The organism is Tepidimonas thermarum, assembly GCF_007556705.1.
GTDB classification, from domain to species: domain Bacteria; phylum Pseudomonadota; class Gammaproteobacteria; order Burkholderiales; family Burkholderiaceae_C; genus Tepidimonas; species Tepidimonas thermarum.
The window spans coordinates 13,207-38,035 of the sequence record NZ_VJOL01000025.1; the positions used below are offsets into that span (position 1 = coordinate 13,207).

29 protein-coding genes are annotated in these 24,829 nt (G+C 64.8%); 28 read left to right on the plus strand and 1 reads right to left on the minus strand.

Annotation, left to right across the window (positions count from 1 at the left end):
- The first annotated feature begins 41 nt into the window (after positions 1 to 41).
- From Tther_RS07480 to Tther_RS07610, 27 genes are all read left to right on the plus strand, one after another.
- Positions 42 to 1,079 carry a major capsid protein gene (locus Tther_RS07480; RefSeq protein ID WP_143902471.1) on the plus strand — a complete coding sequence of 346 codons (1,038 nt, stop codon included), beginning with the start codon at positions 42 to 44 and terminating at the stop codon, positions 1,077 to 1,079.
- A complete protein-coding gene (locus Tther_RS07485) occupies positions 1,076 to 1,432 on the plus strand; it encodes a head-tail joining protein (RefSeq protein ID WP_425472811.1) in 357 nt (118 codons plus the stop codon). The genes Tther_RS07480 and Tther_RS07485 overlap by 4 nt, the downstream gene beginning before the upstream one ends.
- A complete protein-coding gene (locus Tther_RS07490) occupies positions 1,404 to 1,958 on the plus strand; it encodes a hypothetical protein (RefSeq protein WP_143902475.1) in 555 nt (184 codons plus the stop codon). Before Tther_RS07485 ends, Tther_RS07490 begins: the two co-directional genes overlap by 29 nt.
- On the plus strand, positions 1,955 to 2,431 hold the full coding sequence (locus tag Tther_RS07495; protein WP_143902477.1) for a phage baseplate assembly protein V: 477 nt from the start codon (positions 1,955 to 1,957) through the stop codon (positions 2,429 to 2,431). Before Tther_RS07490 ends, Tther_RS07495 begins: the two co-directional genes overlap by 4 nt.
- A 44-nt stretch (positions 2,432 to 2,475) precedes the next feature.
- Positions 2,476 to 2,763: a PAAR domain-containing protein gene (locus Tther_RS07500; protein WP_143902479.1), complete on the plus strand. Its 288-nt coding sequence runs from the start codon at positions 2,476 to 2,478 to the stop codon at positions 2,761 to 2,763.
- 79 nt (positions 2,764 to 2,842) lie between these two features.
- On the plus strand, positions 2,843 to 3,214 hold the full coding sequence (locus tag Tther_RS07505; protein WP_143902481.1) for a GPW/gp25 family protein: 372 nt from the start codon (positions 2,843 to 2,845) through the stop codon (positions 3,212 to 3,214).
- Complete coding sequence (locus Tther_RS07510; RefSeq protein WP_143902483.1) at positions 3,211 to 4,062, plus strand: baseplate assembly protein; 852 nt, start codon at positions 3,211 to 3,213, stop codon at positions 4,060 to 4,062. The genes Tther_RS07505 and Tther_RS07510 overlap by 4 nt, the downstream gene beginning before the upstream one ends.
- A 37-nt stretch (positions 4,063 to 4,099) precedes the next feature.
- Positions 4,100 to 5,671, plus strand: a complete 1,572-nt coding sequence (locus tag Tther_RS07515; RefSeq protein WP_143902485.1) for a phage tail protein — start codon at positions 4,100 to 4,102, stop codon at positions 5,669 to 5,671.
- Positions 5,672 to 5,704: 33 nt separating this feature from the next.
- Positions 5,705 to 6,397 (plus strand): hypothetical protein, encoded by a 693-nt coding sequence (locus tag Tther_RS07520; protein ID WP_143902487.1) that lies wholly within the window; start codon positions 5,705 to 5,707, stop codon positions 6,395 to 6,397.
- Between the two features lie 12 nt (positions 6,398 to 6,409).
- Positions 6,410 to 9,571, plus strand: coding sequence for a DUF4815 domain-containing protein (locus tag Tther_RS07525; protein ID WP_143902489.1), 3,162 nt, complete (start codon positions 6,410 to 6,412; stop codon positions 9,569 to 9,571).
- A 12-nt stretch (positions 9,572 to 9,583) separates the two neighbouring features.
- Positions 9,584 to 9,790, plus strand: a complete 207-nt coding sequence (locus Tther_RS07530) for a hypothetical protein (protein ID WP_143902491.1) — start codon at positions 9,584 to 9,586, stop codon at positions 9,788 to 9,790.
- A gap of 12 nt (positions 9,791 to 9,802) precedes the next feature.
- A complete protein-coding gene (locus tag Tther_RS07535) occupies positions 9,803 to 10,363 on the plus strand; it encodes a hypothetical protein (RefSeq protein WP_143902493.1) in 561 nt (186 codons plus the stop codon).
- 12 nt (positions 10,364 to 10,375) lie between these two features.
- Positions 10,376 to 10,687, plus strand: a complete 312-nt coding sequence (locus tag Tther_RS07540) for a hypothetical protein (protein WP_143902495.1) — start codon at positions 10,376 to 10,378, stop codon at positions 10,685 to 10,687.
- On the plus strand, positions 10,687 to 12,033 hold the full coding sequence (locus tag Tther_RS07545) for a hypothetical protein (protein WP_143902497.1): 1,347 nt from the start codon (positions 10,687 to 10,689) through the stop codon (positions 12,031 to 12,033). Before Tther_RS07540 ends, Tther_RS07545 begins: the two co-directional genes overlap by 1 nt.
- Before the next feature lie 11 nt (positions 12,034 to 12,044).
- Positions 12,045 to 12,497 (plus strand): hypothetical protein, encoded by a 453-nt coding sequence (locus Tther_RS07550; RefSeq protein WP_143902499.1) that lies wholly within the window; start codon positions 12,045 to 12,047, stop codon positions 12,495 to 12,497.
- Positions 12,497 to 12,832, plus strand: a complete 336-nt coding sequence (locus tag Tther_RS07555) for a hypothetical protein (protein WP_246098952.1) — start codon at positions 12,497 to 12,499, stop codon at positions 12,830 to 12,832. The genes Tther_RS07550 and Tther_RS07555 overlap by 1 nt, the downstream gene beginning before the upstream one ends.
- Positions 12,833 to 12,848: 16 nt before the next feature.
- Positions 12,849 to 14,408, plus strand: coding sequence for a phage tail sheath subtilisin-like domain-containing protein (locus tag Tther_RS07560; protein WP_221934006.1), 1,560 nt, complete (start codon positions 12,849 to 12,851; stop codon positions 14,406 to 14,408).
- A 12-nt stretch (positions 14,409 to 14,420) separates the two neighbouring features.
- Complete coding sequence (locus tag Tther_RS07565) at positions 14,421 to 14,933, plus strand: phage major tail tube protein (RefSeq protein WP_143902503.1); 513 nt, start codon at positions 14,421 to 14,423, stop codon at positions 14,931 to 14,933.
- A gap of 24 nt (positions 14,934 to 14,957) precedes the next feature.
- Positions 14,958 to 15,209 carry a phage tail assembly protein gene (locus tag Tther_RS07570; protein ID WP_143902504.1) on the plus strand — a complete coding sequence of 84 codons (252 nt, stop codon included), beginning with the start codon at positions 14,958 to 14,960 and terminating at the stop codon, positions 15,207 to 15,209.
- 152 nt (positions 15,210 to 15,361) lie between these two features.
- Positions 15,362 to 18,526, plus strand: coding sequence for a phage tail tape measure protein (locus tag Tther_RS07575; RefSeq protein WP_143902506.1), 3,165 nt, complete (start codon positions 15,362 to 15,364; stop codon positions 18,524 to 18,526).
- Positions 18,527 to 18,555: 29 nt separating this feature from the next.
- A complete protein-coding gene (locus tag Tther_RS07580; protein ID WP_143902508.1) occupies positions 18,556 to 19,455 on the plus strand; it encodes a phage tail protein in 900 nt (299 codons plus the stop codon).
- A complete protein-coding gene (locus tag Tther_RS07585; protein WP_143902510.1) occupies positions 19,452 to 19,688 on the plus strand; it encodes a tail protein X in 237 nt (78 codons plus the stop codon). Before Tther_RS07580 ends, Tther_RS07585 begins: the two co-directional genes overlap by 4 nt.
- 12 nt (positions 19,689 to 19,700) lie before the next feature.
- Positions 19,701 to 20,759 (plus strand): phage late control D family protein, encoded by a 1,059-nt coding sequence (locus tag Tther_RS07590; RefSeq protein WP_143902512.1) that lies wholly within the window; start codon positions 19,701 to 19,703, stop codon positions 20,757 to 20,759.
- Between the two features lie 10 nt (positions 20,760 to 20,769).
- Positions 20,770 to 21,087, plus strand: coding sequence for a phage holin family protein (locus Tther_RS07595; protein WP_143902514.1), 318 nt, complete (start codon positions 20,770 to 20,772; stop codon positions 21,085 to 21,087).
- Positions 21,084 to 21,602, plus strand: a complete 519-nt coding sequence (locus Tther_RS07600) for a glycoside hydrolase family 108 protein (protein ID WP_143902516.1) — start codon at positions 21,084 to 21,086, stop codon at positions 21,600 to 21,602. Before Tther_RS07595 ends, Tther_RS07600 begins: the two co-directional genes overlap by 4 nt.
- Entirely contained in the window at positions 21,599 to 22,027 is a 429-nt protein-coding gene (locus Tther_RS07605) for a holin family protein (RefSeq protein WP_143902518.1), read from the plus strand. The genes Tther_RS07600 and Tther_RS07605 overlap by 4 nt, the downstream gene beginning before the upstream one ends.
- Positions 22,028 to 22,324: 297 nt before the next feature.
- The gene (locus Tther_RS07610) at positions 22,325 to 23,041 is read left to right on the plus strand and encodes a hypothetical protein (RefSeq protein ID WP_143902520.1); all 717 of its coding nucleotides are present in this window, start codon (positions 22,325 to 22,327) and stop codon (positions 23,039 to 23,041) included.
- Positions 23,042 to 23,135: 94 nt separating this feature from the next.
- Here the strand turns inward: Tther_RS07610 and Tther_RS07615 are convergent, their stop codons facing one another.
- Positions 23,136 to 24,359, minus strand: a complete 1,224-nt coding sequence (locus tag Tther_RS07615) for a site-specific integrase (RefSeq protein WP_143902522.1) — start codon at positions 24,357 to 24,359, stop codon at positions 23,136 to 23,138.
- Positions 24,360 to 24,484: 125 nt separating this feature from the next.
- Here Tther_RS07615 and Tther_RS13360 point away from each other — a divergent pair.
- Positions 24,485 to 24,829, plus strand: a 345-nt coding sequence (locus Tther_RS13360) for a helix-turn-helix domain-containing protein (protein ID WP_221934007.1), incomplete at its 3' end; no start/stop codon positions are given.

Below are 24,829 nucleotides of genomic sequence, written 5' to 3' on the forward strand. Positions count from 1 at the left end.
CGTGCGTACCGCTGCCTGATTCAAATTCGCAGGAGTTTTCCATGACCGTGATTGTCAATCCTTTCGACGCCGGCGGCTTCACGCTGGCCGAGATGTCGGCAGCCATCCAGATGCTGCCCAACCCCTATGGCCGGGTGGGCCAGCTGGGGCTGTTCGCTCCTGAGCCGATTTCCCAGCGCAACGTCACCATCGAATCTATCGAGGGTGAGCTGCGACTGTTGCCGGCTGTTGCGCCCGGTGCGCCTGCGACGGTGGGCACCACCGACAAGCGCTCGGTACGCTCGTTTGCCGTGCCCCACATCCCGCACAACGACGTGGTGCTGCCCGAGGAAATCCAGGGGATTCGGGGCTTGGGCCTGGCCGCTGGTGAAGACCCGCTGGTCACCGTGATGACACGCAAGCTCGCCCGGATGCGTGCGAAACACGCGCAGACGCTGGAGTACATGCGCGTTAATGCACTCTTGGGTATCACCAAGGATGGTGCTGGCAACACCCTCTACGACTGGCACGACGAGTTCGGCATCCAGAAGCCCGAGGTGGATTTTGTGTTCGGCAGCACCGAGGACATGGTCATCCACTGCACCCAGGTCGCGCGCCACATCGAGGAGAACCTCAAAGGCGAGATGATGACCAGCATCCACGCCCTGGTCAGCCCCGAGTTCTTCGATGCCCTGGTCAAGCACAAGACCGTCAAGGAGGCCTACACCTTCTACCAGGGCACGGCTGGCACCAACCCGCTGCGCGACGATGTGCGCCGGGGCTTCCGCTTCGGCTCCATCCTGTTCGAGGAGTATTTCGGCACGGTGACGCTCGCCAACGGCACATCCGTGCGCCTGATCCCGCCGCGCGAAGGGGTGGCGTTCCCCTTGGGCACGCTGGATACTTTCCGCACCTACTTCGCGCCGGCGAACCTGATGGAAGCTGTCGGCACTTATGGTCAGGAGCTCTATGCCCACCAGCTGGCACGTGCGAACGGCACGGGCGTTGACATCTACACCCAGTCGAACCCGCTGCCCATTGTGAAACGCCCGGCGCTGACCGTGCGGCTCTTTTCCAGCAATGGCTGGCCGGCGCCATGACGGTTTTTAGCGAACTGACTCGATCCATGTCCGCGATCGTGCTGACCACATTTGGTGAGCCGGTCGTCTTTCACCTCGAAGGCCAGCCTGAGGCACTGACTCGCCGGGCCATTTTTACGGCAATGCACCAGGACGTCGATACCCGCTCAGGCGTGCCCGTCTCGAGCACACAGCCGATGCTTGAGGTGCGACAGGTGGACCTGCCCGCCTTGCCCACGCAGGGCGATGCGGTGACGGTCCAAGGTGCGCTCTACCTGATCGTCGATGTGCAGCCCGATGGCCATGGCTTTTTGAAACTGATGCTGCACAAAGGGGGCAGTGAGCATGAAGCACCCACGCACCCTGATCCGTGAGGCAGTCAAGGAACGTCTGGTAGCGCAGTTGCCGGCCATTGACCCGCGCATCACGGCCGCGCGCATCAGCATCCATCGCAGTACCCCGCTTTTTGCCGGCAAGCTGCCCGCCATCCTGATCTACACCCGCGACGAGCGCATCGAGGATCAGCCCAATGCTGATCCGGGGCTACGGCGCCGCTTGCTCGAACTGTCGGTGGAAATCATCGCCAGTGGTGACGCCGCTGCCGAAGAGGCCGATGTGCTGGCCCAGGCGGTGGAAGCCATCCTCGATGCCGATGAGACTTTGGGACTGCTGGTCGAAGGCACGCGCCTCACCCGCACCGAGGTCGATCAGGGCGGTGATGGTGACACGCCGGTGCTGGCCGCTCGATTGTCGTTCGAGGTCAGCTACTGGACCCGACCGCTGGAAACACCCGAGGGGGCGCTGCCGCTGCAGGTGCTCTACAGCTGGGCGCCGCGCATCGGTATACCTCACGAGCCAGACTACCAACCTCTGCTTGATCCCGCCGGAGCCACGCCATGAGCGAACGCCATCTGCACCAGGATATGACCGAGGCCGAGCGGCGGCTGAGCAACCTGGTGATGCTGGGGCAAGTGGCCGAACTCGATGCATCGAGGGCCCGGGTGCGGGTGCAGGCGGGGCCCATCCTGACCGCATGGCTGCCGTTTGCCACCGTGCGCGCCGGACCCGACCGCACCTGGCACGCCCCGGAGCCCGGCGAGCAAGTCGTGCTGGTGGCGCCAGGCGGCGATCTCAACCAGGCGGTGGTGGTGGGTTCGCTCTACCGCGACGCCTATCCTCCGCCGGCCGACAGCGCCGACATCAGTCGCACCGCATGGAAAGACGGCGCGGTGATGGAGTACGACCGGGCGCAGCACCACTGGCGTCTGTCGGTACCGTCAGGCGGCAAGATCGTCCTGGAGATCGGCCCCAGCAAGATCGAGATGACGGACGCCGGCATTCGCCTCACCGCTCCCCGGATTGATCTGAACTGAACCTTCCGCAAATGTGCGGAAGGTTGGCAACCGAGGAGAAAGCAATGCCTGCAGCCACACGTTTGGGGGATCGCTGCACCGGTCACGGTTGCTGGCCACCCCGGCCTTCTACCGGAGCGAGTGCGACGGTCTTCATCAACGGTATCGGCGCCCACCGCCAAGGCGATGGCTGGGCCACCCATTGCTGTGGACCGGCCTGCCACGCCAGCACCTTGGCCCAGGGCAGCGCTTCGGTGTTCGTCGATGGCCGGGCGCTGGGGCGCATCGGCGACCCGGTCGCCTGTGGATCACGGGTGGCGCAGGGCTCGCCGAATGTCTTTGCGGGTGGGTAGGCAACAGCTGACCCTTGAGCGCGACGTAATTGCGCAAATTTGCGCATTTATCCGAATGGGATGAAGGGGGTGCTTTGCGATGAATGGCTTCAACGCCCACACCGGCCAGCCCCTCGCTGGCCTCGATCACCTGCGCCAGAGCATCGCCGACATCCTCTCCACGCCCCTGAACACCCGGGTGATGCGCCGCGACTACGGCTCTCGCTTGCCGGAACTGATCGATCAGCCCATCACGCCACGTCTGGCCGTGGAACTTTACGCCGCCACCGCCGAGGCGCTGCGCCGCTGGGAGCCCCGCTTCAAGCTCACCCGCGTGCGCCTGAGCGACGCGCGGGCCGGCTGGGTGGAGATCACGCTCGAAGGCGAAGTGCGGCTGCAGGGCTTTGAGGGTCAGACGGTCACCTTGTCGGGGTTGAGCATCGGTGGCAGGACCAGCGGAGAGAACCCATGAATCTGACCACGATGGCCCCGGAACTCGCGGGCCTGCCCACGCCGCAGGTGCTCGAGACCCTGCGCTTTGAGACCGTGTTCGACGCGCTGCTGCGCGACTTCCAGATGCGCTACCCGCAGTACAGCGCGCTGCTGGCCTCCGACCCGGCGATCAAGCTGATCGAGGTGGCGGCCTACCGCGAGCTACTGCTGCGCGCCCGTATCAACGAAGCCGCGCGGGCCAATCTGCTGGCCTTTGCGGTGGGCAACGACCTGGAGCACCTGGGGGCCTTCTATGGCGTTTCCCGGCTGCCCCAGGAGCAAGATGAGCCGCTGCGTCGGCGCATCCGCGCCCGCATCATGGGCTTTGCCAATGCCGGCGGTGCGGCGCACTACCGCTACTGGGCCTTGTCGGCTTCTCCGGAAGTGGCCGATGTGGCGGTCGATAGCCCCGGGCCGGGTCGAGTGCGCATCAGCGTGCTGCCCACCGGGCACAGCGACACCGTGCCCGAAGCGCTGCTGGACGCCGTGCGCGCCACGGTGCTGCGCGACGACGTGCGGGTGCTGACGGATACCGTGGAAGTGGTGCCGGTCAGTCTGGTGCCGGTGACGGTCTCCGCCCAGATCTGGCTCTACCCCGACACGCCGATGGCGGTGTTTGACGGGCTGGCGCAGCGACTGACCCAAGCCCTGGCCAAGGAGGCCGTGCTCGGCTGGGACCTGACCCAGTCCTGGTTGATCGGGCAATTGCAGCAGCCCGGTGTCCACAAGGTCGAGCTCAGTGAGCCGGCCACCGATATCCGCATCCACAGCACCCAGGCGGTGCGCCTGACCGACGTTCAGCTGACCTTCGCGGGCAGAGACCGGTAAGCGCGCCGCCCTGGGGTTTCTCTACCCAGGAGGGCGCATGACATCGGATCACCTGCTGCCGCCCAACGCCACGGCACTCGAATGTTCGCTCTCCCTCTCGACCGATCTGCTGGCCCGACTGGGAGGCGAGACTGAGTCCCTCAAGGGGTTCAAGACCGACCCCAGCGACAGTCTCTTGCCCTGGCTGATCTGGGAATATGGCCTGGGCGAATTGTTGCCCTACCTGCCCGATCCTCGCCGGGCCATTGCCGAGGGTATCCGCTGGCAACGCCTGCGCGGCACCCCGGCAGCGCTCACGACCGCCCTGTCCTGGATCGGCGCGACCGCCACGGTCGAGCAGGAAACCCCCGGCATTCACTTCGCCGAGTTCCAGTTCGATCCGGGTCAGGTACTGGATGACGATGGAACCATCGCCAACCTGATCGCGATGGCCCGGCTGTCGGCACCAGCCCGATCCCGCCTGTCACGCATCTACCACGGCTGGGATCTGCGCCGTCTGGTGCCGGGTGAGAGTCGGCTGGGCGAGGCGCTGCTGTCGGATCACAGTGGCGTGTTCTGGCGAGATGGGCAGACCAAGCTGTCGTTTGGCCGTGTCCGCCAATTGGCGAACCCTCCGCCCGACATCGTGCTGGCGCCCGCGCGGGAAGCCGTGCGCTTTGCGATCGCGCGCCTGATGGATCGCTACTTGTTGAGCTTCTCGGCCCTGGGTGATCCGGGCCATACGCCCAACGAGGAGATCCTGCATTCGCACCTGTTCACGCTGGCCAATGCGCTGGGCGTCCCCGATCCGGTTGGGGTGCGACCCGAGCGCAAGTTCTGCCGGGCGATGGTGGTGCTCTCGGACAGCACGCCCTTGGGCGACATCAACGCCAACCTGCCGAGGTTTGTCTGGCAGGAACACGGCGAACAATTCGGACTCGGTAAGGGCACCTTGTCCGAATCGGATCATCGCCTGCGCCGGGTGGAAGTGCTGGAGCGATTCAGGCGGGCGCATACGAGTGACCTGGTCGTGCCGACCTTGAGTCTGCTGGCCCACCGCGACCATCTCGCTGTTCACCGGGTCCAGGCCCGTGCCGATCAGGCGCTGGGGATGTGGGCCTTGGGCGAGTCCGTACCCAGCCTCGACCGGGGTTTTGTGCGGCGTGATCACGCCCGGAGCAATCCAGCTCTACCCGATGCGGCCGGCTGGCGGCCACGCCTGTACCAACGGGCGCAGGTGGTGCTCAGTGAGGTCATTCTGGGCGAGGTCAATACCCGCACGCCCCGGCGAGCACTGTTGCGCACCCGGCCTGTTGCCCGACTGGGTGATCTCACCTTGGGTGACCTGGCCGAGATCGAATGGCGGCCACTCACCGAGATGCAAATTTGCACATCGGTACTGACGCCGCCGCTGCCCTATGACTTTGAAGACGCTGCAGCAAGAATGCTGCGCCTGCTGTCTCAGGCCACTGAGCCCTATGTCTCGGCGGTGCTGCAGCCGGCACGGATCTCGACTGCCAGTGTCCGTGCTGCTTGGCGCGGCCAAACCTGGACCGGCGTGCGCTGGCCGACTTCAACCTGGACCGACACCCGCGAGCTGATCGGCAGCGCCCACAGCACGCAGTCCTGATTTCTTGACCCTTTTCATTTCCTGGAGCACCCGATGGCCATCCTGACTGCCAGCGGTCGCGCGGCCCTTGCCGCCGCGATCAAAGAACAAACCCTGCATCTCGCCCTGGGCGAGGGCGATCCGCTGTGGGACACCACCAAGGCGATCAGCACACCTTTTGACGAGGCGGGTGTGATCGAGCTGGGCTTTACGCACCTGGCCGACATTCGCGTCACCTCGCTGGATGACCAGACCGAATACGCGCTCGACATCGACTACAGCGCCAATGCCCGTGAGGGCGTGATCCGGCGTCTGCCTGACAGCACCATCCCGGAAGGCGGTGACGTCACCGTCCACTTCAAGGTCACGCACCCGCCCGAGTCGATTGGCCAGACGGCGCTCTTGCGCGAAGTCGGCCGCCGGGTGGTGGATGAGGTGCATTTCGTTGCCGCCGACCCCGAGGGTGAGATCGTGGTGCCGACCGGGCGATACCGACTCTCGGTTGAGCCGACCAACCATCTGTTCATCCGGGTGCGTTTCGACTTCGAGGATGCCGCCACCAGCGTGGTGCGCGAGCAAGGCCTCTTCGTCGGCACCCAGACCGATCCCGCTTTGCCCATCGGGCAGAAGTTCTTCATTCCAGCCCAGATCACCGATCCGGGCATTTTGCTCGTGCTGCAGAACTCGGTGCCCATCGTGCGCCAGCCCAGCACGCGCGAGACCTTCGAATTCGTTGTCACGTTTTAAGCGAGGCCATCCATGATCGAGCGTTACTACAACCTGTTTGACCCGGCCAAGCACTACACCCAGCTCTTGTTCCGCGCCGGCGATGGCCTGCAGTCCCGAGAGCTCAACGAGATCCAGGCCACCCTGATCCACCGCCTGCAGGGCGTGGCCGATGCGCTGCTCAAGGATGGCGACATCGTCAGCGGGGCCAACCTGCAGATCGATGCCGACACGGGGCTGGTCACCCTGGAAGCCGGCCGCGTCTATCTGCGTGGCGCCGTGCGCGAGGTGCCGGCTGCGAGTTTCACCGTCCCCACCACCGGCCGTATTGCGGTCGGCGTGCGCTTCACCACCCGCACCATCACTGAACTCGAAGATCCCAACCTGCGCGAACCCGCCGTCGGCGTGCGCAACTACCAGGAGCCGGGTGCGGGTCGTCTGCAAGAGACGCTCGCCTGGGGCTGGGAAGGTGCCGGCACCAGTGACGGTCAGCCCGGCGACTTTCACGCCATCTATGCGCTGGACAACGGCATCCTCGAGAACCGCCGCCAGCCGCCCGTGCTCGATGGCGTGATCGCGAGCCTGGCGCGCTACGACTATGACGCCAACGGCCACTATGTGACCGAAGGGCTGGGCGTGCGTTTCCTCAGCACCGATACCGATGCCCAAGAGCACATCTTCTCGGTCGCCGAGGGCCGTGCCAACATCGACGGTTTCAAAGTCGAGCGCAGCCAGTCGCAGCGCCTGCGGCTGCCCATCGACCCGGATCTGCAGCGGGTGTCCTCGGAACCGCAGGTGTTCAATGACAGCGGCAATGGCACGATGGTGGTGACCATCAACCGCCCGCCGCTCGCCCAGGTGCTCGACATCAAGGTCACGCAGCAGAAGACCGAGACCGTCGTGCACGGTGCCTTCACCGGTTCGCGCGATGTGCTGACCGAGCCGACGGTGGTCGCCGTGCTGGAGGTCAAGCAAGGCACGACCACCTACACCCAAGGCAGCGACTACAAGGTGGTGGGCGATGAGATCGACTGGTCGCCCGGCGGCGCTGAGCCGGCACCCGGATCGAGCTACCAGGTCACCTACCAGTACATCGCCAGCGTCACGCCGACGGACTTGACCGACACCGGCTTCAAGGTCGCGGACGTGGTGCAGGGTTCCACTATGTACATCGACTACCAGTGGAAGCTGCCGCGCGTGGATGTGCTGGCGCTCACCGCCGATGGCCAGGTCGAGCGCATCAAGGGCATCAGCCAGGTGAGGAACCCCGTCGCGCCCACGGTGCCCGCCTCGCGTCTGGCATTGGTCGAGATCGCCTACGACTGGCGCAGTGGTTCGGAGCCCGAGGTCAGGAATGTGGCGATTCGCACCATCAAGGTCTCGGAATTGACCGCGATGCAGCGCCAGATTGCCGACCTCTACGATCTCATGGCCCTGGAGCGCCTGCGCGTGGATGCCAACATCCGTGAGCCCGCCGCCAAGAAGGGCCTGTTCGTGGACAACTTCCTCGACGATGACCTGCGCGACCAGGGTGTGGCGCAGACCGGGGCGATTGTGGCCGGTGTCCTCACCTTGCCGATCACGGCATCCGCCCAGCACGCCAAGGAGAACGGCAACACCCTCATCACGCTGGATTACACACTGACCCCGGTGATCGAGCAGCTGGCCCGTACCGGGTCGATGAAGATCAACCCCTACCAGGCCTTCGAGCCGGTGCCGGCCCGGGTCACCTTGAACCCGGCTGTCGACCAGTTCACCGTCACCAACACCACCTGGGCGTCCGACGTCACCGAGCGCCTGATCACCGGCAGCGGTGTGCTCGAGCAGGTCGTCGAGGTTCGCCGTTCGGAGCAGGTGCTGGCCTCCTCGAGTGTGGAAGCGCAGTTTCTGCGCAGCCTCAACGTCGCCTATCGGGTGGAAGGCTTCGGACCCGGCGAGGCGCTGGCCGCTTTGCGCTTTGACGGTATCGGGATCGCGCAGCCTGCGGGCACCGCTGCCAATGCCTCGGGCATCTTGACGGGTACGTTCCAGATCCCGCAGGCCATCCCGGCTGGCGCCAAGCTGGTGGAATTCCTCGGGGCGGGTGGCAGTTATGGCTCCGCCACCTACGTCGGTCGGGGTCAGATCGTGACGGAGACCCGTCGTCGCATCCTGACCACGGTAGTGCGTCGCTGGGACCCGTTGGCGCAAACCTTCACGCTGCCCGAACGCCGCACCATCGGCGCTCTGGAGCTGTGGTTCACCACCAAAGGGGGTTCGGCACCCGTCATCGTGCAAATCCGCGAGACCCAAGTCGGCATCCCGACCACCACGGTGCTGACCGAAGGCCGATTGCTGGCGTCCGACATCAAGACCGACGGCAACCCGACCCGGATCACCCTCGATCCGGTGGCACTCGAGGCCAACCGCGAGTACGCCATCGTGGTGCTCACCGACGATGCGAACCACGCCGTGTCGGTGGCCGAGCTCGGCAAGTACGACCCGCGCACCGGTTGGGTGACGGCGCAGCCCTACCAGATCGGGGTACTGCTCTCGTCCTCCAACGGCATCACCTGGACACCGCACCAGACGCAGGACCTGACGTTTCGACTCTTGGGTTGCCGCTTCACGCAGCAGTCCAAGACGATCAGTTTGGGCCAGTACACGGTGACCAACCTGTCGGATGTGATGGCGCTCGCGGGCGTCGAGCGTCCGGCCGCCGGTACCGATGTGCAGTTCCTGGCGACCGATGCGCAAGGGCGCACTTACACCCTGTCGGAAGGCCAGGGGTTGGCCTTGAGCGAGAAGATCTCGGGCAACCTGGCGGTGTCGGCCAAGCTGACTGGCACGGAGACGGCCAGTCCGATCCTCTACCCGGGCACGCAGCTGGTGTTCGGCACGCTGGAGGCCGCTGGCGACTACCTGTCGCGTGCGATTCCGGCTGCTGCCACCTTCAATGTGTCCGTCACCTTCGATGCGCTCACCCCCGGCACGTCCAGTGTCACGGTGCAGGCCGAGTCCGGCACGCCAGGCAGTTTTACAGACCTGGCGCTGGACAAGGGCGTGGAAGTGGGCAACGGCTGGGTCGAGCGCACCTACAAGGCCAGCAGCCTCGTTGGCGTCGGTGCCGACCGCACCACGCGCGTGAAGCTGGCGTTGTCCGGCAATCCCCAGCACCGGCCCTTCGTGCGCAACCTGCGCGTCATCGTCACCTGATGGGGGTGAGCGATGACCCAGGAGCGCACGCCGCGCGGCTATCCATTGCCGCACCCCGAGCACCTGCTGTCTGAAGACGTCCTCAACCTGCGCGAGGCCCTCACCCGCATCGATGCGGATGTGGCCGCGCAGGAGGCGTCTACCCAGCAGGGGCAAGATCAACTCGCCGAACGGCTGCACCGCCAGCAACTGCGGGTGTTTCACCAGTTCGGCTTTTAAGGAGCACACCCCATGGCCAAAGACCCCTTGCTGCGCGATGCGGTGCGCGCGATCAAAGCCAAGATCGAAACCGCCGCCGAGATCGCCACACCCGAAGAGCTGGCCTATCTCGGCACCGCCATCGACCGCATCGGTGGTCGCGCCACCGTCCTCGAGGTCGAGGAAATGGGCGACATCAAGATGGCGGAGATCTCGGCGCACGCGACCGCCGTAGAGACAGCGACGCTCGACACCATCGCCACGGCCGCCGATGTGGCCATTGCCAACGTCACGGCCACCAAGACAGCGGCCGAGACCGCGATCACCGCCACCAAGACGGCAGCGGAATCCTCGGTCACCCAGACCAAGAACGCGGCCTTGGCCGTGATGGCGCAGACCGAGGCCAGCACGGTGGCCACGGTCAATGCCGCTGCCCAGACCGCGATCCAGCAATCGGCCAGTGCTCGCGACCAGGCGATTGCCGCCGCGCAAAGCGCGGCCAACCAGGCCGTGGCCACGGCGCAAGCCGCTGCCAACAGCGTCACCCAGCAACTGGTGCTGGGGCGCAAGACCTTCTTCCTTGCCCAACTCTAAGGAGCCCCCTCGATGTCCATTCTGGGAACGGCGCTGCCAGCCGCCAACACGCTGGCGACCCTCTACGAAGTGCCCACCGGCCGCCGTTCGGTGGTCAATGTCGCCGCCTGCAACAAAGGCACGGCGGCCGCCAAGGTGCGCGTGGCGCTCACCGCATCAGCCACACCGGCCGAGAGCGAGTTCATCGAATTTGATGTGAGTCTGGCGGCGACCGAGGTGCTGGAACGCACTGCGCTCTCCCTGGCTGCGGGCCAGAAGATCGTGGTGCAGGCCAGCGCCGCCAGCGTGACATTCAACGCCTGGGGCATCGAGGAGGTGGCGTAATGGGACGATTTTTGCGCACCCTGCCGGTCGAGACCGCCCCGGCCTATGAGAAGCAGCCCCTGCCACTGGTGGGGGTGTTCTCCTCGTACAACAACAGCCCGGACTGCAGCATCTACGACTCGGATTTCAATCTGGTCAGCCGGGCCAACCAGACCAATGCCGGCAATGCCTGGGCTACCTCGGGCGAGATCTGGTCAGACTACACCGGCTGGAACTACACCAACGGCCAGGTCGGCTCGAGTCCGGCAGGTACCTATTGGATCAAGGCCACGCCCTGCTACTCGGTCGATGGTCACCAGCTGCTGCGGCTGTCCGCCAATGGCGGCATGGCGATGCGCCAGCCCGATCAGATGGGCAGCTTCATGGCCAATTTCGGCGTGGTCGTGGGGCCTGAAGGCTACCGCCAGCCGATGTCGCTGTGGTTCTCCGGCACCACCTTGCGCCAATACACGCGCGGTGGCTTTGCCCAGCTGGATCAACTCACCACCGGCCTGGCAACGGCCTCGGCCGCTACCTGGGCCGGGGCCAATACCAATATGCGCAGCGCTGTCGGCTACCACTGGGCCGCCGGGCTCTTGGTGTTGATCGAGGCGCGTGACGCCAGTTGCAACTACCGCGCCCATATCTGGAAGCACCCAACGGCCAAGCTCTCGGGCAAGCCTGGGGAACTGGATCGCTTCATTCTGGAAGCCAAGGCCGGCAGCAACGGTGCGAGCTACCAATATGTGGATTTCAGCTGGAACGCCAACGGTTCGACCGGCTACACCGAGAGCCAGTACCGGATGCGGGTGATTCCGACCAAGAGTGGCAAGATCGCCCTGGTGCGTTTTGTGCCGCACGCCTGCACACACATGGCGGTGCTCACACCCGGCAGCGGCAACACCGGCACGCTGGATACCAACTTCACGACGGTCTCCTGCACAACGTCTTACGGCATCGAGCAGGGCAACTACTACGGGATGCGTCACCAGATCACCTGGGACAACCAGTGGGTGGCGGCGTTCGCGCCCTATTACTACTATGGCTCGGGCCTGTCGGGGTACGTGGTCAACACCGATGACCCCACGCGCTACTACCGGCTGTCCTACAGCAGCTCCAGTTGTGGTGTGTCGATCATCCCGATCCGGGCGAGCGCCTTTGCCTATTCCTTCCACGAGAACAACGCCGACTCCAGCCAGGGCTTGAACGTCGGCTTGATGGATTTTGCGGGGGCGGGATTCCAGACCACGGGGGTGCTGGCCAACGGTGGCGCAGTCAGTTTGTCGACCAGCCGCTACTGGATCGATACCGGCTACACCAGCACCAATTACCCCTGCCTGATGCCCGTTGAGAACTGGAAGATCTAAAGGAGACCGCGATGCCCAAGCTCTACATTGCATTTCATGACAACGGGGTGGTGCGCGATATCGCCACCGAGGCGCTGGAGGGCTATTTACCTGCACCCAGCAAAGCCACCTCGACACTGGCCCTGCGCTACGCTCTGCAGGACGGCAAGGCGGTTGATCGCTTCCCCGGCAAAACCGATGAGGAGGTGTTGGCCCTCATCTCTTCGGAACAAGCAGCCCAAGTCGTGGCTGCTCCATCCCAGAAGGTCATCACCAAACTGGCCTTCATGAATCGCTTCACCATGGAGGAGTTGGCCGCGATCTATACCGCTGCCAAGACCGAGGTCATGGTCGAGGTGTTTCTCGACAAGTTGAAGATCGCTGAAGAGGTGAATCTGGCCGATGCCCAGACCATTGGTGGCCTGCAGGCGCTCGCCGCCAGCGGCCTCTTGACCGAGGCCCGGGTGCAGGAGGTGCTGCAGTGATGGTCACCCTGATCCGCGTCATCTCACATCGCCTGTCGATGCTGGCCGTTTGGATGCTCTGCCAGATCGCCGCTGTGATCGCGTCCCTGTGGATGCTGTTGGCCATCGTCACCGGTTCCCGCCGTGCCTGGACCCTGCTGGCAGTCGCCCACGACCAGCTGGCCAACGCGGCCTTCGGCGGGCACGAGGACGAGACGCTCTCCAGTCGCGCCGGCAAGGCTGCGCGCGAAGGCAAGCGCTGGGCCTGTGTCTTCTGCCGGCTGCTGGACCGACTCGATCCGAACCACTGCGAGAAGGCCATCGAGCCGGACGAGGGTAAGCCGCTACGGTCGTAGCCGGTCTCTCGCCAGCTTGCTTTCTCAACCCCATTTTTATTCCGCCAATTGGCGGATTTTTGTTTTCTGGAGAACCGCTATGGCAGACAATTTCCTGCACGGCATCGAACTTGTCGAGATCGAAGACGGCGGGCGCACGGTGCGCACCGTCAAGTCCTCGGTCATTGGCCTGGTGGGCACCGCGCCCCAGGCGTCCACCGCCCGTGCCGCCACCCTGACCTTGGGACAGGGCGATGCGGCACTGACTTTTACGGCCAAGGCCCCGGGTGCGCTGGGCAACACCCTGCGCGTACAGATCCGCGCCGCCACTGAACCGGAGGCGCCACTGGCGGTGGCCCTGGACACTCGCAGCCCGGGCACCACCCTGATCGACGTGACGCTGGCCACCGATCTCGACGGTGCGCGCATCAGCACCGCCGCTGAAGTCGCCCAAGCATTGATGGCCGAACCGACGATTGCCGAGCGCATCAGCGTCACGGCCGGCGGCAAGGGTACTGGCATCGTCGCCGCCACCCTCGGTTCGCGCGGCTTGGATGGCGGCATGGACGAGCCGTTTCCGTTCAATGTCCCGGTACTGGTCAACAACCGGCGCCTGGCCGCCCACCTGGGGGAGGCCGGCACTCTGCCCCAGGCGCTTCGCGCCATCCAGGACCAGGCCTCGCCCTTTGTCTATGTGGTGCGTGTCCCCGAAGGGGCGACGCTGGATGAGACGATGAACGCCGTGATCGGCGGTCTTGATCCAGCGACCGGGCAACTCGCCGGTATTGCGGCATTGCAAGAAACCCGCAGCGAGATGAAGTCGCGCATCCTCATCGCCCCGGGGTTCAGCCAGCACAAGGCCGTGGCCGATGCGCTGATTGCAGTGGCCCAGAAGACCCGAGCGATTGCGGTGATCGATGGCCCGAACACCAACGACGAAGCGGCCATCGACTACCGCGCCCAGTTCGGCAGTGACCGCGCCTATATCGTCGATCCTTGGCTGGTGGTGCGTGCCCGCGACGGCTCGGAGACCATCGAGCCGCCTTCGGCTCGGGTGGCCGGGCTGATTGCCAAGTCCGATGCCGAGCGCGGCTTCTGGTTCAGTCCGTCCAACCAGGTGGTGGCTGGCGTGCTGCGACCCGCTCGCCCCGTGTCCTGGGCGATCAACGATCCCAATACCCAGGCCAACTACTTGAACGAGTTCTCGGTGGCGACCTTCGTGTCCCATGACGGCATTCGCCTGTGGGGCAACCGCACCTGTGCCACGGACAGCCGCTGGGCCTTCCTGTCGGTGCGGCGCACCGCCGACATGATCAACGAGTCGCTGGTCAAAGCGCACCTGTGGGCAGTGGATCGCAACATCACCCGCACCTACGTCGAGGAAGTGACCGAGATGGTCAATGCCTACTTGCGCCAGTTGAAGGCCAAGGCGGCCATTCTGGGCGGACGCTGCTGGGCAGACCCCGAGCTCAACACCGCGCAGGCCATTGCCGATGGCCGGGTGTACTTCGACTTTGATTTCACGGCCCCGTACCCGGCCGAGCACATCGTGTTTCGCTCGCACCTGGTCGGTGACTACCTCGAAGAAATTCTGTAAGGAGATCCTGTCATGGCCATTGAATTGCCGCACGTCTTGAAGAACATGAACCTCTTTGTCGATGGCCGGGGTTACGCCGGGCGGGTCGACGAGATCAAGCTGCCCAAACTCACCCTGAAGACCGAGGAGCACCGGGCTGGAGGCATGGACATCCCGGTTGAGCTCGAACTGGGTATGGACAAGCTCGAAGCGGAGCTCACCATCTCCGACTTCGATCCGGAGGTCTTCAAGCTCTTTGGGTTGCTGGACTCCACCCGCACCCAGATCACCCTGCGTGGGGCGATTCAGGCCCAGGGCACGGTGGCCCGGCCGGTGATCGTCAATCTCGCGGGCGGTTGCAAGGAGATCGAGGCCAGCGCCTGGAAGCCCGGCGACAAGAGCACGCTGACGCTACAGGTGGCGGCGCACTACTACAAGCTCACCATCGCCGATGAGGAGCTGGTTGAGATCGATGCCGTGAACCTCGTGCGCAAGGTTGGCGGGGTCGATCAGATGGCAGAGATTCGCGCCGCGATTGGCGTTTGATCACACCACCAGGAGAACCTCCCCATGAAACCCATCCCCGAACGCATCACCCTGAACTTCCCCATCGAGCACGACGGTCTGCCGATCAAGGAGATCGCGCTGCGTCGCCCCACCGTCGGTGACCACCTGGCCGCGCAGAAGGCCGCCGGGACGGACGCCGAGCGCGAGATCCGGCTCATCGCCAACCTGGCCGAGTTGCCGCCGGCCGCCATCCACCAGCTGGACATGAAGGACTACGCCCAGTTGCAGAAGGTGCTGGGGGGTTTTTTGCAGTGAATCCGGGCGAGCTTGCCGCCCTCGTGGTGGAGCTTGCCCTCTACACCCACTGGCCTCGATCCGAGCTGCTCGCCATGGAGGTGAGCGAGCTGGTCGAGGCCTTGTCGATTGCGCGGCGCTTGTCTGCCGTGCCATCTTCCTGAGGTTTGCCCATGGCCACCGCACATCCCGTTCAGATCAGCATCGGTGCCACGCTGGCGGCTTCCCTGGGCTCTGCCGTGCGCGGTGCCCAGGCGCAGCTGAACCAGCTGGGCTCCACGATGGCCGAACTGGGCAACAAGCAATCTGGCATCAAACAGCTGGAGACTCTGCGCAGCCAGGCCAAGGATGCGGCGCTGGCCATGCGCGCCGCGCAGCAGAAGGTCTCCGGACTGGAAGCGAACATTGCCGGCCAGGATGGCGGTGCCACGGCCAAGCAGGCCAGAGAGTTGGAGCGTGCCCGTGCCGCAGCGACCCGAGCCGAGGAAGCCTACCGTCGCCAGCGGGCAGCCGTCGATGAACTCTCAGGGGCGCTGCAGCGTGCGGGCGTCAACACCCGCGCCATGGGCACTGAGTCTGCGCGCCTCGGTAGCCAGCTGGAAACGCTCCGATCCCGTACCGAAGCCCTGACCCGTGCCCAGCAGGCACAGGCCCGTAATCTGGAGAACCGCAGCGCCTACCGCGCCCAGATGATGGACGCAGTCGCTCTGGGCGGTGCGCTCTATGGCCTGGTGCAACCAGCTGTCCAGTTCGAGTCGGTGATGGCCGACGTCAAGAAGGTGGTCAATTTCGACACGCCCGAGCAGTTCGGGCAGATGAGCAAGGATGTGCTCTTGCTGTCGACGCGCATTCCGATGGCCGCTGACGGCATTGGCGCCATCGTCGCGGCCGCTGGTCAGGCTGGCATCGCCCGCGAGGAGTTGCTGCGCTTTGCCGAGGACGCCGCCAAGATGGGCGTGGCGTTTGATCTCTCCGGGGATCAGGCCGGAGCCGCGATGACCGGCCTGCGCTCGATCTTCGGATTGACGCAAGACGAAGTGGTGAAGTTGGGCGACGCTATCAACCACCTGTCCAACAACATGGATGCCAAGGCATCCGATCTTTTGAACATCGCCAACCGGGCCGGTTCGACCGCCAAACTCTTCGGACTGTCCGGCGCACAGTTGAATGCTTTGGGCGCGACCTTTCTGGCGCTCAAGACGCCCCCGGAGGTGGCGGCTACCGGCATCAATGCGCTGCTGATGAAGTTGGCCACCGCCGACAAGCAGAACGAGAAGTTCCAGCAGGGGCTGCAGGACATCGGGTTGTCCGCTGAGGTCATGAAGAAGATGATCCAGCGCGATGCCCAAGGCGCGCTGACCACCTTCCTGCAGCAGGTGAAGAACGCGCCCGATCTGATGGGCACCCTGTCTGATCTCTTCGGCATGGAGTACGCCGACGACATCGCCAAGCTGGTGGGCTCGATGGAGACCTACGAGAAGGCGGTGGGCCTGGTAGCCGACCAGACAGCCTATGCAGGCTCGATGCAGAAGGAGTACGAAGCACGCTCGGCCACCACCGCCAACAATCTGCAGCTCCTCAAGAACCAGATGAGCCGGCTGGGCATCACGGTGGGCAATGCGCTGCTGCCGGCCTTGAACAACTTGGTGGGCGCGTTGATGGGGCCGATCGATAGCCTGGCCCATCTCGCCGAACGGTTTCCTATCGTCACGCAAGTGGTGGTGGGCACCGTCGGTGCCGTGCTGGGCTTGAAGGTGGCCACCATCGCATTGGGCTATGCCTGGACCTTCGTGAAGGGGCCGATCCTCGGTGCGCAGGTGGCGTTTCAATCGGCGCGGGCCGGTCTGGCGTTGCTGCAAGTGCAGGCGGCAGCGACGGGCACCAGTGCGGGCATTCTGTCGCTGGCCTGGAGTCGGATGCAGACCGGAGCCCTCGGGCTGATCGCGCCGATCAAGTCGGCAGCGCAGGCCTTCTGGTCGATGCTGCCGGCCATTGGTGCCACCACGACTGCGCTCTTGACCAACCCGATCACCTGGATCGTCGCTGGCATCGGGGTCGCCGTCGCAGGCCTTGCCTTGGTGATCCGCAAATATTGGGACCCCATTGCTGCCTATGTGGGTGGCGTGTTCCAAGGCATTCGCGCCGCAGTGCAGCCAGCGATCACCAGCTTGACCACGGCGCTGGCGCCACTGGCACCCATCGGTCAGGCGGTCGCGTCGGTGTTCGGATTCATTGCCGATGCAGTCAGCGGCCTGATTGGCTGGGTGGGCGAACTGCTCGCGCCGGTGACGCTTTCCAAGGATGAATTCGACAGCCTCTCGGGATCGGGCCAGTCCCTCGGGTCGGTGATCGGCAGTGTGTTGAGTGCCGCTTTTACGGCGCTGACGTTCCCGATCCGTGCCGTGGGCACCTTGGTGGGCTGGGTGATGGAGGGCTTCCGGTGGCTGGTGTCGTTCTCGCCGCTGGCTGCGCTGCAAGCCGCCTGGCAACCGCTCTCGGGGTTCTTCGGCAGCCTGTGGGCCGGCGTGGTCAGCGGTGCCCAGTCGGCCTGGCAGCAACTGACTGCTGCGCTGAGCTCACCCAACCCGCTGCTTGCACTGCAGTCGGTGATGGGGGCGATGCTGACGGCGCTGGGTAATCTGCCCGGCCAGTTCATGAGCCTGGGCAGTGCGATGCTGCAAGGTCTGGCCCAAGGCGTGCGCAATGCCGCAGAGCAGGCCGTCGCCGCAGTCGGTGAAGTGGCCGCCGGGGTGCGTGACCGCTTCAAGGCGATGCTGGGCATCCGCAGCCCGTCGCGGGTGTTCGCCACGCTGGGCAGCGCGCTGTCGCTCGGGCTGGCGCAAGGGGTGGCGGCCGCGGGGCCGGCGGTAGTGAATGAGGTCGGGCAACTGGCGCAGTCGCTGCAGGCGGTGCCGTTGTCGCTGGCCAACCCTGACGTGGTATCGCCAGCACAGGGGCTGCGGCTGCCCTCACCGGAGCGTCCGTCGCTGGGGTTGGCGCTGCCTGCTCAGAGCGATGTGCCCGTGCCAACGCTGCGGCCGGTGTGGGAGGGCACGTCTGCACCGCAACTGCCATCGGTCAAAGATGAGCCTGGCGATGTGGTGGCTCCGGCGCGTGCCCAGCCAGTCCCGGTGAACGATCCCACTCGTGTGGCGCCATCCATGCCACCGGGGGCACCGGCAGCCCCAGGCGCAGCCTCGATCCACTTCGCCCCGCAGATCACCATCCATGCGCCCCCGGGCAGCGACCCGCAGGCCTTGGCCGATCTGCTCGACAGTCGGCTGCGCAGCCTGATCCGCGAAGTCTTGCGTGGCTCCAGCGCGGCACTGCACGACTGATCCTTCTATTCCTGTTGCGGAGGTTCGCCATGGCCGAACGCGTGATGTTGGCCTTGGGGCCGTTTCGTTTCGAGATGGGGCAAGCGACCTACCAGAGCCTGGCCATGAGCCAGTCCTGGCGCTGGCCCGAGCAGGCGCGCATCGGGCGGGAACCTGCGCTGCAGTTCACTGGCCGTGAGCCAGCGGAGATTCGGCTGCAGGGTGTGCTCTTTCCGGGGTTCGACGCGGGCCTCAAGCAGGTGGAGGAGATGCGTGCGCTCGCCGATCTGGGCAAACCCCTGCAACTGGTCGATGGCCTGGGCCGGGTGTGGGGGTCGTGGGTGATCGTCGAGGTCGGCGACACCCGCAGCGTGCTGATGGACGACGGTCAGCCGCGCCGGGTGGGATTCGACATGAAGCTCAAAGCGTATGGCGAGGACGAGACCGTCACCGACTACTCGGGCGGTTGGAGTCCGTTCGCGGTGTTGTCGGTCGTCGATTCGGTACTTACCGACCCCATCGGCGCGATTGATGACCTGCTCGGATCGTTGCCCGGCTTGCTGGAAGAAACGGGCACCGCCAGTGAAGTCACTTCCGTGGCCTCGGTCCATACCGCCCTGAAGGAGCTGCTCGCCGCCTTCGGCCCCAGCCTCAACGGCCTGCACAGCCAGCTGAGGTCGGCAGGGCTGACGATCCACGCGGTCGATCCGCTGGTACAGCAGGTGATCAGCGCCGCCAACGCACCGCTGACCTCTGCTGCTGCACTGGACACACAGATCTCCGCCTTGCTCACCGCCATCAATGCGCTGTGGACCACCGCCGCCCAGATCCAGGCGCGCACCGACCCGGTGCTCTACAGCCCGCGCCACAGCGAGATCGCCGGCGAGCTCATCGCCTTGCTGGAAAAAACCCGCACCGCCTTGGTCTGGCTGCAGGAGGCCTTGCCATGACCCGTAAATCGTTCGATGCCCAGGTGCTCACTGCTCGCGAGGGCGAGATGCTCGATGCGCTGGTCTGGCGGCACTACGGCCGCCTCGATGTGCTGCCGCTGGTGCTGGAAGCCAACCGCCAACTGGCACGACTGCCGGTCGCGCAGATGCTGCGTTTGCCTGCGGGCACCCCCGTCTTTCTGCCAGCGCTCAACGACCAGCCCGTGTTGCCGCTGGTGCGCATCTGGTCGTAGAGGAGACACACGATGCAACCCACCTTCCTGATCCTCGCCGACCGTACCGATATCACCCGCGCCGTGGCCGACCGGCTGCTGGAGCTGGTCGTGACCGACGAAGCCGGTCTGTCCTCAGACACCTTGCGCCTGACGCTGGATGATCGACGCCGGGCCGATGGGGCGATTGCGCAACTCCCCAAGATCGGCACGGTGCTCGAAGTCTCGCTCTCCTACGCTGGCCGATCCTGGGTGGCGATGGGCAAATTCATCGTCGATGAGATCGAGATCCGCTCACCCCCAGCCACGCTGTCGGTCTCGGCCAAGGCGGCCGACATGGTCGGGCCGTTTCGCAGTCCCAAGACACGCTCATGGGATGCAACGACGCTGGGCAAACTGGTCGAGACCATCGCCGGTGAGCACGGCTACACGCCGAAGGTCGATCCTGAGCTTGGCGCGATCCCCATCCCGCATCTGGACCAGACCGCCGAGTCGGACATGGCGCTGCTGACACGTCTGGCCGCCAAGCACGATGCCGTGGCCAAGCCCGTCGCCGGTTTCCTGGTGCTCGCCCGCCAAGGGGCGGCCAAGACCATCACCGGTCAGACGCTGCCGACGCTGCGGCTCGAACCTGAGCAGCTCGCCCAGTGGCGTTATCAGCATAGTGCGCGCAAACCGGCCGGCACCGGTAGCGCCCAAGGGGAAAACGGCCAATCCCCGCCGCAGGTCAGCACCGGCGGCACCAAGGCCTACTGGTGGGACTTCGAGAAAGGCGAGCGCCAGGAAGTGACCACCGGATCGCCGCCCTTCGAGGAAATCCGCTACGTCCATGCCACCGAGGCCGAGGCCAAGGCTGCGGCGGCCACCCGCAAGAACACCGGCGAGCGCGGCCAGGGCGAACTCAGTTTCAGCCTGCCGGGCGATCCCAGGCTGGCGGCAGAAGGCCGGCTGTCCATCAATCTGCGCCCGGGCATCCCCACGGACTGGCGCATCAAGCGCGTCGAGCACCGCCTGGGCGCCCAGGGCTACACGACGCAAGTCGAGTGCGAGCGCTTCACCGCCGCCCCCGTTCCCATCACTGCAACCGAGTAAGGAGGCCGCCGTGCCAGACAAAGATCCTTCGACCTACGGCCTGATCACCTACCTGTGGGTGACGGGACTCGCCGCCTGGGGTGGCCTCGTCAATTTCTATCGCAAGGTGAAGTCCGGCGAGACCCGGGCTTTCAACGTGGTGGAGCTCATCGGCGAGATCGCCACAAGTGCGTTTGCCGGGCTCATCACCTTCTGGCTGTGCGAGGCCGCGCAGTTCAATCCGCTGGTCACCGCTGCGCTGGTCGGTATCTCCGGCCACATGGGCGGCCAGGCCATCTACCAACTGGAGCGCTGGGCGCAGACGCGTCTTGGCAAGGGGCGGCCATGAACGCCATCGACACCATCCTCGACGAGATCATCCGCCGTGAAGGCGGCTACGTGAACCATCCTGCCGACCGGGGCGGGCCGACGAACTTCGGCATCACCGCGCAGACGCTGGGCAACTGGCGCCAGCTCGGTCGCCCGGCCACCGCTGCCGAAGTCCAGGCGCTGACGGAAACCGAGGCCCGTGCCATCTACCGCCAGCAGTACATCACCGGCCCCGGGTTCGAGGCCGTTACCCATCCGGCGCTGCTGCATCTGCTGGTGGATGCGGCGGTGCATTCTGGGCCGAAGCGGGCGGTGCAGTGGCTGCAGACGGCGCTCGGTGTCGCTGCTGACGGCGTGATCGGTCCCAAGACCCGGGCGGCATTGGCTGCGGCTGACCAAGGTGTGCTCTACGGCAAGGTGCTGGGGCAGCGCTTACGCCATCTCGGACGGCTGATCACCAACGATCCGAAGCAGTCGGCATTCGCGGCTGGCTGGATGAACCGGATGGCGGAGTTCGTGGAGGGCACGGTATGACCCCGATACTCACCACCTTGGCGCCGGGCCTGCTGGAAGCCGGCAGCCGACTCATCGACCGCCTGGTGCCTGACCCAGCCGAACGCGAGAAAGCCAAGCTCGCGCTGCTGCAGGCCGAGGGGCAGCTGGCGCTGCAGGAGATGCAGACCAGCCTCTCGGCGATCCTGGCTGAGGCCAACTCGGCCGACCCCTGGACCAGCCGGGTACGGCCGACGTTTCTGTATGTGATCTACGGCGTGATCCTGCTGTGCGTGATGGGCGCCATCATGGGCATCTGGTGGCCGACGCACGTCTTCCAGGCAGCGGAGAACTTGAACAAACTGCTGGGCGCGGTGCCCGAGAGCCTGTGGTGGCTCTTCGGTGCCGGCTACCTCGGCTACACCGGGGCGAGGAGCTTCGACAAGTGGCGTGGGCAGGCTCGCTGACCGGTGCTGCCGGGCATGACAACCTGAAACGACGATCCCCCGATCTCACTGCCTTCACGGGTGGTGGGGTCGGGGGATTTTTGCTTTGTATTGGGATGCGCCGGTAAAATGACGGCTTGGACAGGGGATGGATTCGTAATTTTCCGACCCCAGAAAAGACTAACCCCGGGTTCATCACCAGTCTCATTGGAGACTGGGAGAGGAATAGCCCGGGGACTGCTGACGAAGTATAACACACCTCCGCCACCGATTGCCAGTCCCCGCTGTGCCTTGACGGCGAGGTAGAGAGGGCAATCCATGCAACAGACAGGCTCCGGCAGCCAAGCAGCACCGACCCTCTCGAGCACGACGATCACCTGGTCGGAGCTCGAGGCTGCCTTTGCGCCTGAGCGCTTGGCGCCTTACCTGAACCACTCGGGGGGTGACCGCGACCGGGCGGTGGCACTCTACCTCTGGAACATCGCCCTGTGTGAGAGTCTGTATCCCTTGCTCAACCTGAGTGAAATCACGTTACGCAATCGGTTCCATCAGGTGCTCAGCCAGCATTTCCAGCGACTGGACTGGTACGACGACGCGTGGCTGGATCAGCGGGATGCATCCAAGGTGTTGGAGGCCAAGCAGAAGATTGCTCGTCACCGGCTGAGTCCGACACCCGGGCGCGTGGTGGCCGAGTTGACGTTCGGATTCTGGACCAGCTTGCTCGACGTTCGCTACGAACGCAGCCGGGTTCTCTGGCCTGCCTTGGCGCCGAAGATTTTCAGCAACGCGCCTCGCAAGCTGCGCACCCGAAAAGATCAGTCTCCTTATGCAGCTCGACTGCGCACCCTGCGCAACCGGGTGTTCCACCACGAGCCGGTCTGGCACTGGCCCAATCTGCCGGCAGTGGTCAGGGAATCGGAAACCTGGCTACTCTGGTTGAATCCTGACATTGCCCGCTTGCACAGTCTGCTGGATCGCTTTCACAGCATCCACGCGGCCGGCCCAGGTGGTATGCCGAGCATCAAGGCGGTGTGATGGTATCGGTACTGGGCATCCAAGTGCCCAGCCCAAAAGCAAAAGCGCGACAGCAATGTGTCGCGCTCTTGTCGGGCCTTGTCGGGCTGGGCCGTCACATAGTGGCCACTGCCTCCTGTCCCTGACTCGCCGCCGCCACCGTCCGTCCCACCCTGGCTCCGGCGACCACATTCCCCACCACGTTGACCGCTTCCAACATCGCCTGCGGTGACAGGTGCGCGTAGCGCATCGTCACCTTGGGATCGTGGTGCCCCAGGAGCTTCTGCACCTCATACAGCGACCGCCCGGCATTGACCAGGAAACTCGCATAACTGTGGCGCAGGTCGTGCAGCCGCACCTCGCCCAAGCCCACCTTCTTCCTGATCGAGTCCCAGGCGTAGAAGATCGACACTGGCGGCTTCTTGGTCTTCGGATTGAAGAACACCCAGGGGATGTCGTCCTGCCGAGGTAGCGACAGCAGCAATTCCACCGCCGCATCGGAGAGCGGAATGTGGCGCGGTTTTTTCGACTTCGAGCGCGCCGCCGGCACCGTCAACATCCGCCGGTTGAAATCGATCTCGTCCCAGCGGGCATCCAGAATCTCCCGCTTCCTCGCCCCGGTGTAGAGCAGCAGCCGGATCACCTGGCCCACCTGCACATTGCGGTTGGTGTCCAGCTCATCAAACAGCCGCTGCACCTCCTCGGTCGTCAGGTACCGCTCCCGGGCACCGTGGTCCTCAAAGGGCTCGACGCCATCGCAGGGGTTGCTCTTGGGCGGCAGGATGTCCCAGCGGATCGCGCAGTTGTAGATGAACTTCATCAGCACGATCATCCGATTGCAGGTTCCAGCTGCGTAGCCCTTCTCGAACACCGCGTGGTGGAAGGCCACCACGTCGGAGCGGGTGATCCGATTCATCCGGAAATCGGCAAACACCGGCAGCAGATGATTGCGCAGCATCGTCTCATCCGTCTCCCAGCTGCGCTTCCTCGTCTTGGCGTAGGGCAGATACCGCTCGGCCACGAAATCCCCGAAGGTCGGCACATCCTTGAAGCGATGGCTCTCCACCTTGGGATCGCCACCCTCGGTGACCATCTGCTTCATCTTGTGCGCCTTGGCCCGGGCGTCCGACACCGAAATCTCATCGGCCCGGCCAATCCGGTTCAGTCGCACCTTGCCGGCCGCATCGCGGTAGCGGAAGTAGAAGGTCGCTCCGCCACTGGCGCGATGCTCCAGCAAGAAGCCCTTGATCTCCGTATCGAAGTAACTCACGGCCCCGGAGGCAGGCTCGCGACCTGGCAGGGTCGCCAGGAATTCGGTCGTCAACGCTTGTGCTGGCATCGTCGTGCTCCTCTATCAATTGAGGGTCATATTACGATACAATGCGCCGGAAAGGACACAAAAAGCGTCCGATAGACCAGAATATTTACCTACCAAGACCGGGCAAGAAAGAAGAGGAGTCGACCATGATCGACGGAAGACAGATCCGTGCCGCACGCGCGATGCTGGGCTGGAGCCGGGAGGACCTGCTCAAGGCCTCGGGCATCTCGATGTCGGCACTGCTGCGCATGGAAGGAGCGCTGGCCGACAAGTTGTGTATCGTTCTTTCTGTAAATTCCATTTTGCCGGTTGTCTGCTGGGCGGGGATCTCCGGCGCTACGCGCCTACGCTCCCCGCCCAGCAGACAGCGCGAGGGTGGGTCTGACGCCATGACTTCGAGAAAGGAGTGTAACCCTCATGGCAATACGAGTCGAAACCAACCCCTTGGAAGCCGCTTATGCGATCTTGCTCGAGAACGGACTGGATGGCGC

Excerpts from the sequence above, each read along its gene's own strand:
- Tther_RS07480 (WP_143902471.1), top strand. The coding sequence starts at position 42 with ATGACCGTGATTGTCAATCCTTTCGACGCCGGCGGCTTCACGCTGGCC.
- Tther_RS07485 (WP_425472811.1), top strand. The coding sequence starts at position 1,076 with ATGACGGTTTTTAGCGAACTGACTCGATCCATGTCCGCGATCGTGCTG.
- Tther_RS07490 (WP_143902475.1), top strand. The coding sequence starts at position 1,404 with ATGAAGCACCCACGCACCCTGATCCGTGAGGCAGTCAAGGAACGTCTG.
- Tther_RS07495 (WP_143902477.1), top strand. The coding sequence starts at position 1,955 with ATGAGCGAACGCCATCTGCACCAGGATATGACCGAGGCCGAGCGGCGG.
- Tther_RS07500 (WP_143902479.1), top strand. The coding sequence starts at position 2,476 with ATGCCTGCAGCCACACGTTTGGGGGATCGCTGCACCGGTCACGGTTGC.
- Tther_RS07505 (WP_143902481.1), top strand. The coding sequence starts at position 2,843 with ATGAATGGCTTCAACGCCCACACCGGCCAGCCCCTCGCTGGCCTCGAT.
- Tther_RS07510 (WP_143902483.1), top strand. The coding sequence starts at position 3,211 with ATGAATCTGACCACGATGGCCCCGGAACTCGCGGGCCTGCCCACGCCG.
- Tther_RS07515 (WP_143902485.1), top strand. The coding sequence starts at position 4,100 with ATGACATCGGATCACCTGCTGCCGCCCAACGCCACGGCACTCGAATGT.
- Tther_RS07520 (WP_143902487.1), top strand. The coding sequence starts at position 5,705 with ATGGCCATCCTGACTGCCAGCGGTCGCGCGGCCCTTGCCGCCGCGATC.
- Tther_RS07525 (WP_143902489.1), top strand. The coding sequence starts at position 6,410 with ATGATCGAGCGTTACTACAACCTGTTTGACCCGGCCAAGCACTACACC.
- Tther_RS07530 (WP_143902491.1), top strand. The coding sequence starts at position 9,584 with ATGACCCAGGAGCGCACGCCGCGCGGCTATCCATTGCCGCACCCCGAG.
- Tther_RS07535 (WP_143902493.1), top strand. The coding sequence starts at position 9,803 with ATGGCCAAAGACCCCTTGCTGCGCGATGCGGTGCGCGCGATCAAAGCC.
- Tther_RS07540 (WP_143902495.1), top strand. The coding sequence starts at position 10,376 with ATGTCCATTCTGGGAACGGCGCTGCCAGCCGCCAACACGCTGGCGACC.
- Tther_RS07545 (WP_143902497.1), top strand. The coding sequence starts at position 10,687 with ATGGGACGATTTTTGCGCACCCTGCCGGTCGAGACCGCCCCGGCCTAT.
- Tther_RS07550 (WP_143902499.1), top strand. The coding sequence starts at position 12,045 with ATGCCCAAGCTCTACATTGCATTTCATGACAACGGGGTGGTGCGCGAT.
- Tther_RS07555 (WP_246098952.1), top strand. The coding sequence starts at position 12,497 with ATGGTCACCCTGATCCGCGTCATCTCACATCGCCTGTCGATGCTGGCC.
- Tther_RS07565 (WP_143902503.1), top strand. The coding sequence starts at position 14,421 with ATGGCCATTGAATTGCCGCACGTCTTGAAGAACATGAACCTCTTTGTC.
- Tther_RS07570 (WP_143902504.1), top strand. The coding sequence starts at position 14,958 with ATGAAACCCATCCCCGAACGCATCACCCTGAACTTCCCCATCGAGCAC.
- Tther_RS07575 (WP_143902506.1), top strand. The coding sequence starts at position 15,362 with ATGGCCACCGCACATCCCGTTCAGATCAGCATCGGTGCCACGCTGGCG.
- Tther_RS07580 (WP_143902508.1), top strand. The coding sequence starts at position 18,556 with ATGGCCGAACGCGTGATGTTGGCCTTGGGGCCGTTTCGTTTCGAGATG.
- Tther_RS07585 (WP_143902510.1), top strand. The coding sequence starts at position 19,452 with ATGACCCGTAAATCGTTCGATGCCCAGGTGCTCACTGCTCGCGAGGGC.
- Tther_RS07590 (WP_143902512.1), top strand. The coding sequence starts at position 19,701 with ATGCAACCCACCTTCCTGATCCTCGCCGACCGTACCGATATCACCCGC.
- Tther_RS07600 (WP_143902516.1), top strand. The coding sequence starts at position 21,084 with ATGAACGCCATCGACACCATCCTCGACGAGATCATCCGCCGTGAAGGC.
- Tther_RS07605 (WP_143902518.1), top strand. The coding sequence starts at position 21,599 with ATGACCCCGATACTCACCACCTTGGCGCCGGGCCTGCTGGAAGCCGGC.
- Tther_RS07610 (WP_143902520.1), top strand. The coding sequence starts at position 22,325 with ATGCAACAGACAGGCTCCGGCAGCCAAGCAGCACCGACCCTCTCGAGC.
- Tther_RS07615 (WP_143902522.1), bottom strand. The coding sequence starts at position 24,359 with ATGCCAGCACAAGCGTTGACGACCGAATTCCTGGCGACCCTGCCAGGT.